Origin of the sequence: Flavobacterium sp. AJR (assembly GCF_002156885.1) — a bacterium.
Classification (GTDB): domain Bacteria; phylum Bacteroidota; class Bacteroidia; order Flavobacteriales; family Flavobacteriaceae; genus Flavobacterium.
Window position 1 is genome coordinate 1 of record NZ_NCWQ01000058.1, and the last position, 12001, is coordinate 12001.

At 33.7% G+C, this 12001-nt stretch carries 13 protein-coding genes; 8 read left to right on the forward strand and 5 right to left on the reverse strand.

What is annotated here, in order from left to right; genetic code table 11:
- Window positions 1–202 precede the first annotated feature (202 nt).
- Window positions 203–1630 carry a histidine--tRNA ligase gene (gene hisS, locus B8T70_RS15390; protein WP_086895402.1) on the reverse strand — a complete coding sequence of 476 codons (1428 nt, stop codon included), beginning with the start codon at window positions 1628–1630 and terminating at the stop codon, window positions 203–205.
- Window positions 1631–1785: 155 nt separating this feature from the next.
- On the opposite strand from hisS, the gene B8T70_RS15395 reads away from it, so the two are divergent.
- Window positions 1786–3030, forward strand: a complete 1245-nt coding sequence (locus B8T70_RS15395; protein ID WP_165763221.1) for an ABC transporter permease — start codon at window positions 1786–1788, stop codon at window positions 3028–3030.
- Window positions 3031–3610: 580 nt separating this feature from the next.
- Here the strand turns inward: B8T70_RS15395 and prmC are convergent.
- Genes prmC through B8T70_RS15410 form a run of 3 tightly spaced genes read right to left on the reverse strand, consistent with a single transcriptional unit; the run spans window position 3611 to window position 5795 of the window.
- A complete protein-coding gene (gene prmC, locus B8T70_RS15400) occupies window positions 3611–4465 on the reverse strand; it encodes a peptide chain release factor N(5)-glutamine methyltransferase (RefSeq protein ID WP_086895403.1) in 855 nt (284 codons plus the stop codon).
- A gap of 30 nt (window positions 4466–4495) precedes the next feature.
- Entirely contained in the window at window positions 4496–5305 is an 810-nt protein-coding gene (locus B8T70_RS15405; protein WP_086895404.1) for a hypothetical protein, read from the reverse strand.
- A gap of 4 nt (window positions 5306–5309) precedes the next feature.
- On the reverse strand, window positions 5310–5795 hold the full coding sequence (locus tag B8T70_RS15410; protein WP_086895405.1) for a GNAT family N-acetyltransferase: 486 nt from the start codon (window positions 5793–5795) through the stop codon (window positions 5310–5312).
- 107 nt (window positions 5796–5902) lie between these two features.
- Between B8T70_RS15410 and ribD the strand changes: the two genes are divergently transcribed.
- From ribD to B8T70_RS15425, 3 genes are read left to right on the forward strand one after another with little or no spacing between them, the layout of a single operon-like run.
- Window positions 5903–6958, forward strand: a complete 1056-nt coding sequence (gene ribD, locus B8T70_RS15415) for a bifunctional diaminohydroxyphosphoribosylaminopyrimidine deaminase/5-amino-6-(5-phosphoribosylamino)uracil reductase RibD (RefSeq protein ID WP_086895406.1) — start codon at window positions 5903–5905, stop codon at window positions 6956–6958.
- Window positions 6951–7553 carry an HAD family phosphatase gene (locus B8T70_RS15420; RefSeq protein ID WP_039120445.1) on the forward strand — a complete coding sequence of 201 codons (603 nt, stop codon included), beginning with the start codon at window positions 6951–6953 and terminating at the stop codon, window positions 7551–7553. Before ribD ends, B8T70_RS15420 begins: the two co-directional genes overlap by 8 nt.
- Before the next feature lie 9 nt (window positions 7554–7562).
- Window positions 7563–8195, forward strand: a complete 633-nt coding sequence (locus B8T70_RS15425) for a YigZ family protein (RefSeq protein ID WP_039111310.1) — start codon at window positions 7563–7565, stop codon at window positions 8193–8195.
- Between the two features lie 31 nt (window positions 8196–8226).
- Here the strand turns inward: B8T70_RS15425 and B8T70_RS15430 are convergent, their stop codons facing one another.
- Window positions 8227–8631, reverse strand: a complete 405-nt coding sequence (locus B8T70_RS15430) for a thioesterase family protein (protein WP_039111317.1) — start codon at window positions 8629–8631, stop codon at window positions 8227–8229.
- 185 nt (window positions 8632–8816) lie between these two features.
- Here B8T70_RS15430 and dnaA point away from each other — a divergent pair, with 185 nt between their 5' ends.
- Genes dnaA through B8T70_RS15450 form a run of 4 tightly spaced genes read left to right on the forward strand, consistent with a single transcriptional unit; the run spans window position 8817 to window position 11961 of the window.
- A complete protein-coding gene (gene dnaA, locus B8T70_RS15435) occupies window positions 8817–10244 on the forward strand; it encodes a chromosomal replication initiator protein DnaA (RefSeq protein ID WP_039111581.1) in 1428 nt (475 codons plus the stop codon).
- A gap of 9 nt (window positions 10245–10253) precedes the next feature.
- Complete coding sequence (locus tag B8T70_RS15440) at window positions 10254–10721, forward strand: low molecular weight protein-tyrosine-phosphatase (RefSeq protein WP_086895407.1); 468 nt, start codon at window positions 10254–10256, stop codon at window positions 10719–10721.
- Window positions 10722–10757: 36 nt separating this feature from the next.
- On the forward strand, window positions 10758–11480 hold the full coding sequence (locus tag B8T70_RS15445; protein WP_086895408.1) for an SAM-dependent methyltransferase: 723 nt from the start codon (window positions 10758–10760) through the stop codon (window positions 11478–11480).
- Between the two features lie 22 nt (window positions 11481–11502).
- Window positions 11503–11961, forward strand: coding sequence for an energy transducer TonB (locus B8T70_RS15450; protein WP_086895409.1), 459 nt, complete (start codon window positions 11503–11505; stop codon window positions 11959–11961).
- Window positions 11962–12001 lie beyond the last annotated feature (40 nt).

Below are 12001 nucleotides of genomic sequence, written 5' to 3' on the forward strand. Positions count from 1 at the left end.
GTTTAATCCGCGTTCCTCTATAGACAATCTAAAAAAACCTAATCTCTTTGTGAAATAACCGCAAAGGTCGCCAAGATTTTTAAAAATATGATTTTACAAAAAACACAAAGTCCGCAAAGCTTTGTGTTGATCTAGCTTTGCGAACTTTGCGTTTTCTATGCGTGAGTAAAATTAAATCTTAGCGCACTTTGCGGTTAAACCCTTATACTAATAAAGCAGCTTTCAACCCTTCTAAATCAACCGAAACTTGTTCGCCCGTTAGTAAGTTTTTAAGCGAATACGAATTAGATTCTATTTCTTGTTCACCAGCAATAACAGCAAAAGGAATCATACGTTTATCAGCATACTGAAACTGCTTTCCTACCTTTACATTATCTGGATACAACTCTACTTTTATATTTTCTTTTCTTAATTCCTGAATCGCTTTAAGCGCATAAAAAGCCTCTTTATCACCGTAGTTTATAAACAAAGCTTTAGAAGTTGCCGTAACCGTATCAGGAAACAATTGCAATTCCTCAAGCACTAAATAAATACGATCTAATCCGAAAGAGATTCCAACACCACTCATGTTTTTCAATCCAAAAACACCAGTTAAATCGTCGTATCTTCCGCCACCACCAATAGAACCCATGGCAACAGTTTTAGGCGGAGCTATTTCAAAAATTGCTCCTGTATAATAATTCAGTCCACGAGCAAGTGTAACATCCAAATCTAAAATTGCTGTAGACAATCCTAAGTTAGACACATTGTCACAAATAAAACGCAACTCCTCTACCCCTTTCATCCCTTCTTCAGAAGAAGCTAATAAAACTGAAAGCTGATTAATTTTATCTGAGATCGTTCCTGTAAAACTAAATAATGGCTGCACTTTTACAAGCGCTTCTTCCGAAATTCCTTTCTCCATCATTTCTTTCTTCACACCATCTTCGCCTATTTTATCAAGCTTATCCAGCGCAACCGTAAAATCAATTAATTTATCCGAAGCGCCAATAACCTCAGCAATTCCAGATAATATTTTTCGGTTGTTTATTTTTATAGTTACACCACTTAAACCTAAAGAGGTAAAAACAGTATCATATAATTGTACCAACTCCACTTCTTGCCATAATGATTTAGAACCAACCACATCGGCATCACATTGAAAAAACTCTCTATAACGTCCTCTTTGAGGTCTGTCAGCTCTCCAAACTGGTTGAATTTGGTATCTTTTAAAAGGAAATTCAATTTCGTTTTGGTGCTGCACTACATATCTTGCAAACGGGACTGTTAAGTCGTAACGCAATGCCTTTTCAGAAATTCTGCTTGTAAATTTATTCAACTCAATTCTTTCATTGATCTCAATTTTTTCAGCAGAATTAACCTGTAGAGATTCTATAGATTCTGGTAATTCAATTTTGCTTTTATTGAAGAAAAAATTACCTGAGTTCAATATTTTAAAAATCAAACGGTCACCTTCTTCACCATATTTCCCCATTAAAGTATCGGAATTTTCAAAAGATGGTGTTTCAATAGGTTGAAAACCAAACTTCTCAAAATTATTTTTTATGGTTTGAATAATATATTGACGTTTTGACACCTCTGCAGGCGAAAAATCTCTTGTTCCTTGTGGAATACTTGGTTTCGAAGCCATTTCTCTTTGATATTTTAGATTGCTGATTTTAGACTTTAGATTTACTTTCGAAATCTTAAATTCTAATCGAGTGCAAATATCTCACTTTTTAAAATAAATAATGACTCTTCTAAAACAAACTTGTAACAAAAATTGTATTTTCGTGACAAACTAGTATGATGCTAAAATTATTCAAAGAAAATATCCGGATTGCATTTGGTTCCATTCGAACACAATTATTACGTACCATCCTTACCGTTTTAATTATTGCAATAGGCATCACTGCTTTAGTTGGGATTTTAACTGTAGTTTCGGCATTAGAGAACACTATTTCTACCGATTTTGCTTCTATGGGAGCAAATACCTTTAATATAAACCAATACGAAAACGAAGTTCGAAACCGTGGCGGTAACGAAAGAGAAATCATAAATCCTATTATTTCTTATCCCGAAGCCGTTGCATTCAAGAATAAATACAGATATCCATTTACCGAAACATCGCTTTCATTTACAGCAACATCTACAGCCGAAGTAAAATATCTTGGCACCAAAACCGATCCCGAAATTAAAGTACTTGGAGTCGACGAACATTTTATTGGTAATTCTGGTCTTGAAACCAGCATTGGCAGAACATTTAATCAGTTCGACATCGAGAACAATACCTATGTATGTATATTAGGTTCCGATTTTATGAAAGGATTATTAAAAGATGTAAACCCAATCGATAAAATCATTTCTATCCGTGGCGCACGCTTTAAAGTTATTGGCGTACTTAAAGAAAAAGGATCCACATTCGGGAACAGTCAGGATTTACGAGTATTAATTCCTATTCAGGTAGCACGTTCCTTATTTACAGCACCAAACATAAACTATACGATAAGTGTAATGGTTTCCAAAAAAGAATTATTGGATCAAGACATTGATAATGCAACAAGCACCATGCGTCGTGTGCGAAAATTAAGCCCTATACGTGATAATAATTTTGGTGTAGTACGCAGTGACGACCTTATTAATCGCATCTTAGGAATCACACAATACCTTGGTTGGGCAGCATGGATTATAAGCGTCATTACTATCTTAGGTTCCTCTATAGCTTTAATGAATATCATGATTGTATCGGTAACAGAGCGTACCCGAGAAATCGGTGTTCGCAAAGCTCTCGGAGCTAAAAAAACAACTATTGCTGTACAATTCTTTATCGAAACCCTACTTATTGGACAATTAGGCGGTTTAATCGGAATTATTCTCGGAATTTTAGTTGGCCTAGCCTTTGCAACAGCAATGAAATTCGTATTTGTAATTCCATGGGGAGCAATTTTCGCTGCATTCGGCACCAGCTTTACAGTCGCAATTGTGTCAGGATTATACCCTGCAATAAAAGCGTCCCAACTCGACCCTATCGAAGCTTTACGCTATGAATAGTATTCAGTCGCAGTTTTCAGCCTCAGTATAACAGCTACATTTTACGTATTTCATTTTACCAAAAGAAAGTTTGCTGGAGCGCAACATAATTGTTACATAACACGAACTGTCCCGCTTTACGTTCCAATCTTTTATCTTGAGAAAAATCAAGATAAAAGGATTTCTCCCGAAGCTTCGGGACAATCGGGGCTATTTTACAACTTACATTTTCAAGTCACGTTGTCAAACTGCAAGGTTTTTTTATAGAAATAGGCACAATCTCATCTTTTTAATTCAAGAAAACTCAAACGATAGTATAATTAATGACTCTAAACGGATTATAGATACAAACAGCACATTACAAAACACTGCCAACGGTTTCAACCGGAGCGCAATACACCATCACTATCCGTATCACACGGTTGAAACCGTGAGCTATAAATAAAATACCTTAAATTTTAAATAAAAATAGCAAAAACACCTAACCTATGTTTCTTGCCTTAGAAACAAATCCTGACAACTAGACACCTACAAGGTTAAAAAAACCTTGCAGGAAACCCTCATTTCCCTTTTACAAAAAAAAACTTATTATCGAAAAAACTTATTTCACACAAAAAATCATCCTGTCATTATCGTAAATATCTTTACGCAATTCGATGTTTTTAAAACCCAAATCCTCAAGTAATTCAACTGTTTCCTTTCCTAAATACTGATTGATTTCAAAATAAAGGCTGCCGTTTTTTTTCAGATTCTTTTGCGCTAGTTCAGCTATTTTTCTGTAAAAAATAAGTGCATTGTTATCGGCAACAAAAAGTGCCAAATGCGGTTCATAATCTAATACATTCTTCTTGATTTCCTCTTTTTCAAGATTCCTTACATAAGGTGGATTCGAAACAATGACATCAAACTCCTGCATTAAATCTTCAGTTTCCAGAATATTCTGAAGCAAAAAAGTAACCGAAACCCCATTGGTCTCAGCATTTCTTTTGGCAGTAGCCAAAGCATTCTCCGAGACATCAATTGCAAAAACCTGAGCATGAGAAATATTTTTTGCCAGCGAAATAGCAACACAACCACTTCCTGTACCTATATCCAGAATTTTTAAGTTTTTGGATTTCCCAACCTTTAAATCCTCTTTAATAATCCACTCAACCAATTCTTCGGTTTCAGGTCGCGGAATCAAAACGTTTGAGTTTACCTCAAAATCTAATCCGTAAAAATTCGTTTTCCCTAACAAATATTGTATCGGGATTTCCTTTTTTAATTCAGTTACAAGAATACTCCAATCTGCAATTTCTTCGTCCGAAAAAGACAAATCTGGGTTTAAAGCCAAATCTATTTGTTTGAGATTTCGTTTCTCTTCCAGAATTAAATAGAAGAAACTCTCCACTTCCAGAACATCATAAATTCCCGAAAGCTCTTGAATAAATTGCGTTCTGTATTGTTTTATTTTCATTTTATACTTGTTGTTAAAAAGTAGGTTTAATTAGCAATCAAATCCTACTGCAATTTCAGAAACCCTCTTCATCGTCTCACCACTTTTAGCTTTACTCGAAAGAAACAGAATCACCCGCTCCTCTTCATAATGTCTATTTGCACTAAAAACAAAATCTAATTTCCCATCGTTATCAATATCTCCTGCAAAAATCAACTTAACAAAAGTATCATTAAACGACTCTTCCGATAAAAGCAATTTTTCAGCAGTATTTCCTGTAGACAGATAAAGCTTATAATTTTCGACCTTCTTAAAAACTTCTTCTGTATTATCATCTGTAGAAACCATTTCCGAAGAAAGAACTTTACCTTCCCCACGCAAAGTATAATTAACATTATTAAAGACAAAAGTTACTTTTTCGTCTGGCCAAATTTTATCTTCCTCAATCTTTAAAGACTTTATTTTTCCCAATTTCAAATCAGGTAAATCCATAAAAATGATTGATTTATTTTTAGCAAGAATAGACACTAAGGAATCTCCCGAACATTCATCAAATCCCTTTTCTATTTTAAAATCTGCTTTTCCTAAATAATATTCCCCATTCTGCTCATATAAATCAATCCACTTTTTAGTTAAAGCAACAGCAGGATTTTCTTCTCCATAACTTCTATAACTTCGCGCAAGCAAAATATCAAAGTCATTTTTAAACTCCTCCTCCGAAACTACTTCTTTTTCCTGAACAGAATCTTTTACAATAGTTTTTTTACTAACTCCAATAATTTTTTCTGTTTTCGTTTCTTTAGCATCTTTACAAGAAAACAGAATTGAAACCAAAACAATTCCAACAATAATTTTTTTCATAAACTTATAACTTTTTCAACATCCAAACTGGGCATGAAGTATGACCCGTGCATCCCATTGGCGCATCAAGATATTCAAAACCTGATTTTTTATATAATTTTTGAGCAGCATGCATAAAAGGCATCGTTTCGATATAACAATTCTCAAAACCAAAATCCTTAGCACTCTCCAAACATTTTTCCATCATTTTACTTCCTATTCCCAAACCACGAGTTTCTGGTAAAAAGTACATTTTTTGCAATTCACAAATTGTTGGCGCTTCGTTCTCCAACGGAGCAATTCCGGCACAACCCACAATTTTATCATTATTTTCGACTACAAAATAAACCGCTTTAGACTTATTATATTCTTCAAACATAAAATCTAAATACGGATCTTCGTATGCAGTTCCTACTTTCGGGATATTCAACTCATCAAAAACGGCTCTTATCAATTGTGCCACAGCCTGATTGTCTTCTTTCGTTATTTTTCTGATAATCCAATTTTCCATTTCTTCTTATTCTGTCTTATACAATGTACAAAAGTAAATATACTTTATTGTTATTTTAGATAGATTCAAAACTAAATCATAAACTCAAAAATAACTACTTTTGCATTGTGAATATACATGAAAAATACATAAAACGCTGCATACAACTTGCCAAAAATGGCTTAGGAACTACATATCCAAACCCAATGGTTGGTAGCGTAATCGTTTATAATGATACTATTATAGGAGAAGGCTGGCATAAAAAAGCAGGCGAGCCTCATGCCGAAGTAAATGCTGTAAACTCAGTAAAAGATAAATCATTGCTCAAAAAAGCAACTATTTACGTAAGTTTAGAACCATGCAGTCATTTTGGTAAAACACCACCTTGTTGCGACTTAATTATTGCAAACGAAATTCCAAATGTAGTTGTTGGGACTGTAGATCCAAACGAAAAAGTTGCCGGCAAAGGAATTAAAAAACTCCTTGAAGCGGGAAAAAAAGTTACCATTGGAGTCCTTGAAGAGGAATGCAACGAACTAAACAAACGCTTTTTTACATTTCATCAACAAAAAAGACCTTATATAATCTTAAAATGGGCAGAATCTAAAGATGGATTTCTTACTCCAGAAAAAGAGAACGATACAATTATAAAAAGAGAACCAATCTGGATTACCAATGCCTATTCACGACAATTGGTACATAAATGGCGAAGCGAAGAACAAGCTATCCTGGTAGGAACACAAACTGTTATTGACGACAATCCTAAATTAAATACTCGTGATTGGGCTGGTAATAATCCTGTGCGCGTTGTTCTGGATCAAAACAATCGCATTCCTCAAGACAGTCATATTTTTAGCAATGATGTTAAAACTATTGTATTTACAAAATCCAAAATTGCCATTGAAAAAGAAAACCTTATCTTTGAAGTAATTGATTTTAAAGAAAATATAATCCCGCAAATACTTGCAGTTTTATACCAACATCAAATTCAATCAATTATTATCGAAGGCGGATTGCAAACTTTACAATCCTTTATCGATACTAACCTATGGGATGAAGGACGTTTTTTTATTGGAAACACCTACTTTACAAAAGGTACTAAAGCCCCTATAATTGCTGGCATAAAAAATAAAAAAACCTACATTGGTAAAGACGAATTAATACAAGTTAGAAACCATGATTGATACTATTATTTTTGATTTTGGAGATATATTCATCAACTTAGACAAACAAGCTACAATTGATGGACTAAAAAAACTTGGCCTGACTGAATGGAATAATAATCTAGATCAATTAAATATTAAATTCGAAACTGGTAACATTACTCCCGAAGAATTTATATCAGGATTTCAAAAAGAGATTCCTAATGCATCTGCAAAAGAAATTCTGAATGCCTGGAATGCTGTTCTGCTAGATTTTCCATTATACCGATTAGAGTTTCTTCAGATGCTTTCTGAGAAATACAGATTGTTCTTATTAAGCAACACCGACTCTATTCATATTAAAACATTCGAACATAAAACAGGAGTATCATTTTATAGTGATTTCTACCAATGCTTTGAAAAAGTTTACTTTTCATTCGAAATCGGAATGAGAAAACCGAATCACGAAGCTTATACCTATATAATAAACAAACACGAGTTATCCCCAAAACGAACTTTGTTTGTAGACGACAAAATCGAAAACACCAATGCTGCTGCCGAACTTGGTCTTCAGGTATGGAACTTACAAGTAGGAAAAGAAGATGTCGTAGATTTATTTGATAAAAAAATAATTTAGAAAACAATCTTGGAAATTAAAGATACCTATCAAACGATAGCATTCCCATCGGAAGAAGTACTGTATAAAGAAAAAAGCAGCAAATTTTTTGGCTATGCTTATCCTATTACATCCGAAGAAGAAGTAAAACCTATAATCGAAGCCCTAAAAAAGCAACACCCAAGTGCTGTACATTATTGTTACGCCTATCAATTAGGCATCGAACCTACCGTAAGCTACAGAGCCAACGATGATGGAGAACCGAGCAATACAGCAGGAATGCCCATTTACGGACAAATACAATCTTTTAGCGTGACAAACGTTCTTATTGTTGTTGTACGTATATATGGAGGGATTAAATTAGGCGTAGGAGGATTAATAGCCGCTTACAGAACAACTGCACAAATGGCATTAGAAGTTTGCGAAATTGTCGAGAAAACCATTGATGTACAGTTTTTAATCTCTTTTGATTATAAAAACATGAATAAAGTAATGCGAGTTATCAAAGAAAAAAGATTGGAGATTGTCTCACAAGAAATGGAAATCGACGAAGATTCTGGACTCCCAATTGGCAAAATAACGATCCAAATTCGCAAAAAAAATGCCGAAATGATATTCGACATTTTTGATTCAATGTTTGAAATAGGAATAAAATTATGCTAAAATCATTTTCATTTATGGTAAATTTTAGCAATTATTCAATCTTTTTAAGAAGCTCCAAAATATAGCTTGGAGGGGCTGTTGGACGACCCGTTTTTAAGGACACAAAAACCAAAATAAAGACAGCAGTTGTTAATAACTCATTTGACTCGTTATAAATCTCGCAATCAAATTCTATCTTGACAGATGACTGACTTTTAAATGTTGTATGCACCGTTAACAACTCATCATATCGTGCCGATTTTTTATAATTAATATTCATGGAAACAATTGGCAAAGCGATCCCGCTTTCTTCCATGCTTTTATACGAAACCCCTTTGTTTCTAAGCCATTCCACTCGTCCAATTTCAAAATAAGGAATATAATTTCCATGATAAACGACTCCCATTTGATCCGTTTCTGAGTAACGAACACGCACTTGAGTTTGATGATTTTTCATTATTTATTTATTAAAAAAATTTAATTTTTAAACCTCGCCTTACAACAATATTTTAGATAATTACCACCCGAAATATTTTTTTTTAACGAAATTTGTTCACATATTTGTTATCTTGAAAAATGACAATTATTCAACCTCGTTTTTATAAGAGTAATATTATCAATACACATAATTTATTTGAATCTATGACTAAAACTGCACAATCGGTATGGGAAAACTGTTTGTCTTTTATAAAAGACAACATTCAAGATCAAGCGTACAAAACTTGGTTTGAGCCAATCAAATCAGTTGAGCTAACCGACAACGCATTATACATTCAAGTTCCAAGTAAATTTTTCTACGAATGGTTAGAAGAGCACTATGTAAAATTACTAAAAGTTGCTCTTACCAAGGAACTCGGAAAAAATGCAAAGTTACTCTATAAAATCAAAATGGAAAACACTTATGGCAACAAACAACCGTTTACGGAACAATTGCCAAGTGCCAATAGAGGACCTATGAAACCTCAAGATGTTGATGCTCCGTTTAAAAACTTAAATCCTGAATTAAAAAACCCATTTGTAATTCCAGGAATACGTAATTTAAAAATCGAGTCTCAATTAAACCCGAACTATAGTTTTGACAATTTCCTTGAAGGAGACTCAAATCGTTTAGCTCGTTCTGCAGGTATGGCTGTTGCCAATAAACCTGGAGGAACATCATTTAATCCGTTATTGATTTTTGGTGGAGTTGGTTTAGGAAAAACACACTTAGCTCACGCAATTGGAGTTGAAGTAAAAGACAAATACCCAGAAAAAACGGTTTTATATATTTCTGCCGAAATTTTCACACAACAATATATTGACTCGGTAAAAAAGAATAATCGTAATGATTTCATTCACTTTTACCAGTTAATCGATGTTTTAATTATTGACGACGTTCAGTTCCTATCTGGAAAATCAGGTACGCAAGACGTTTTCTTCCATATTTTTAATTATTTACATCAAAACGGAAAACAGGTAATTTTGACTTCTGACAAAGCTCCTGTTGACATGCAAGACATTGAACAACGTTTATTATCACGTTTTAAATGGGGATTATCTGCCGAGTTACATCAGCCAGATTACGAAACAAGAATTTCTATCTTAAAAAATATTTTATATCGTGACGGAGTTGAAATTCCAGAAGATATTATCGAATATGTAGCACGCAACATTAAATCGAATGTACGTGAACTAGAAGGAGCAATTATTTCGTTGATTGCACAATCTTCTTTCAACAAAAAAGAAGTAACGATTGAATTGGCTAAAAGCGTAGTCGAAAAATTCGTTAAAAATGTAAAAAGAGAAATTTCTATCGATTACATCCAAAAAATTGTATCCGATTATTTCCAACTGGATATCGAAACACTTCAATCTAAAACTAGAAAGAGGCATGTTGTTCAGGCAAGACAATTGGCTATGTTTTTTGCAAAGAAATTCACTAAAGCATCTTTAGCAAATATTGGCTCACAAATTGGTGATCGTGATCACGCAACCGTATTACACGCTTGTAAAACAGTTGACAATTTAGTCTCTACAGACAAACAATTCAAGAAATTTGTCGAAGACATCAATAAAAAATTAACGCTATAAACGCGAACCATGCCCGTAAAAATTTTAATGGTCTGCTTGGGTAACATTTGCAGATCACCATTAGCAGAAGGCATTTTAGCTTCAAAATTACCTAAAGACACTTTTTTAGTTGATTCGGCAGGAACGGGCGGTTGGTATGTTGGTCGTAACCCTGACCAACGCTCAATCGCAGTAGCACAAAAAAACGGCTTAAACATTTCAAATCAAAAAGGAAGACAATTCAAAACTTCCGATTTTGATACCTTCGATTATATCTACGTCATGGACAATTCCAACTATAATAACGTTATTGCATTGACAAAAAATCAACAGCAAAAAGATAAAGTACAACTTATTCTAAACGAATTATTTCCCGCAGAAAATGTTGATGTTCCCGATCCCTATTATGGCCTACCAAACGGCTTTAACTCAGTTTATCAAATGCTGGACGAAGCTGCCGAAGTGATTGCTAAAAAACTAATAGCCAAACATCAATAACCGAAATCTGTCTTAATAAATTAAAAAATCAAACACATGAAATCAACTTCTTTATTAGGAAAACTTTATTTGATTCCGACAACCTTAGGCGAAAGCGACCCAATGGATGTTTTACCACAAACAATAAAGAGAAGTATTGATTTTATAGACCATTATATTGTAGAAAACGAGAAAACAGCAAGAAAATCTATTAAAGCCGTTTCTCCCGAAAAAAAACAATCTGAACTTATTCTTTTCACACTAAATAAACGTACTGAAAATAGCGAGCATTTAGACTTCATAAAACCTTTATTAGAAGGGAAAAATGTGGGATTAATGAGCGAAGCAGGTTGTCCTGGCGTTGCTGATCCTGGTGCTGCAATTGTAAAATTAGCACACGAAAAAGGAATTCAGGTAGTACCACTTGTTGGACCTTCTTCTATTTTATTAGCTATGATGGCTTCTGGAATGAACGGTCAAAGTTTTACTTTTAATGGGTATTTACCAATAGACAAAGACGAAAAAAAATCGGCATTGAAACATTTTGAGAAATTATCTCAGGATAAAAACCAATCTCAAATTTTTATCGAAACTCCGTACAGAAATAATAAACTAGTCGAAGATATTTTACAAATCTTAAATCCCGCAACACATCTTTGTATTGCTACAGATATTACTTTACCAACTGAGTTTATAAAAACAATGCGCATTTCTGATTGGAAAAAAATTAAAGTAGATTTGCACAATCGACCTACGATTTTCATTATCCATAAAATGTAATCAAACCTTAAAACCATCATCTATGAAGAAGTTTCTATTACTGATTTTGATTTGCTTTGTGCAAAATACATTTTCTCAAACAATAAAAGAAGGTGATAAACTTACCATAGACGCATCACTTACTATAAGTATCGATGATACAATTCCCCCACAAGGAACTATTCCTAACGATGATTATCTAATTTATAACACCGCTGGTATAGAAGTAAAACCTGAATTTCCCGGAGGCTTAATTGGTTTTGACAGTTTTATAAAACGAAATTATAAAAACCCAACAGATAATCTAAAGGGCAAAATATACGTGACGTTTATAATAGAAAAAGATGGTTCATTAAGCGATATCAAAATTTTAAGAGATATTGGTTATGGAACCGGCGCTGAAGCTATTCGCGTTTTAAAAACATCTCCTAAATGGACTCCAGGAATACAAAACAACAAGCAAGTTAGAGTTCTTTATTCTCTTCCTATAATCGTTAACTAATAAGCTATAGATTCTCTTTTTAGAAAAATATTCGTTTCAG

Coding starts and splice junctions, on each gene's coding strand:
- hisS (WP_086895402.1), bottom strand. CDS start 1,630: ATGGCTTCGAAACCAAGTATTCCACAAGGAACAAGAGATTTTTCGCCT.
- B8T70_RS15395 (WP_165763221.1), top strand. CDS start 1,786: ATGATGCTAAAATTATTCAAAGAAAATATCCGGATTGCATTTGGTTCC.
- prmC (WP_086895403.1), bottom strand. CDS start 4,465: ATGAAAATAAAACAATACAGAACGCAATTTATTCAAGAGCTTTCGGGA.
- B8T70_RS15405 (WP_086895404.1), bottom strand. CDS start 5,305: ATGAAAAAAATTATTGTTGGAATTGTTTTGGTTTCAATTCTGTTTTCT.
- B8T70_RS15410 (WP_086895405.1), bottom strand. CDS start 5,795: ATGGAAAATTGGATTATCAGAAAAATAACGAAAGAAGACAATCAGGCT.
- B8T70_RS15420 (WP_039120445.1), top strand. CDS start 6,951: ATGATTGATACTATTATTTTTGATTTTGGAGATATATTCATCAACTTA.
- B8T70_RS15430 (WP_039111317.1), bottom strand. CDS start 8,631: ATGAAAAATCATCAAACTCAAGTGCGTGTTCGTTACTCAGAAACGGAT.
- dnaA (WP_039111581.1), top strand. CDS start 8,817: ATGACTAAAACTGCACAATCGGTATGGGAAAACTGTTTGTCTTTTATA.
- B8T70_RS15440 (WP_086895407.1), top strand. CDS start 10,254: ATGCCCGTAAAAATTTTAATGGTCTGCTTGGGTAACATTTGCAGATCA.
- B8T70_RS15445 (WP_086895408.1), top strand. CDS start 10,758: ATGAAATCAACTTCTTTATTAGGAAAACTTTATTTGATTCCGACAACC.
- B8T70_RS15450 (WP_086895409.1), top strand. CDS start 11,503: ATGAAGAAGTTTCTATTACTGATTTTGATTTGCTTTGTGCAAAATACA.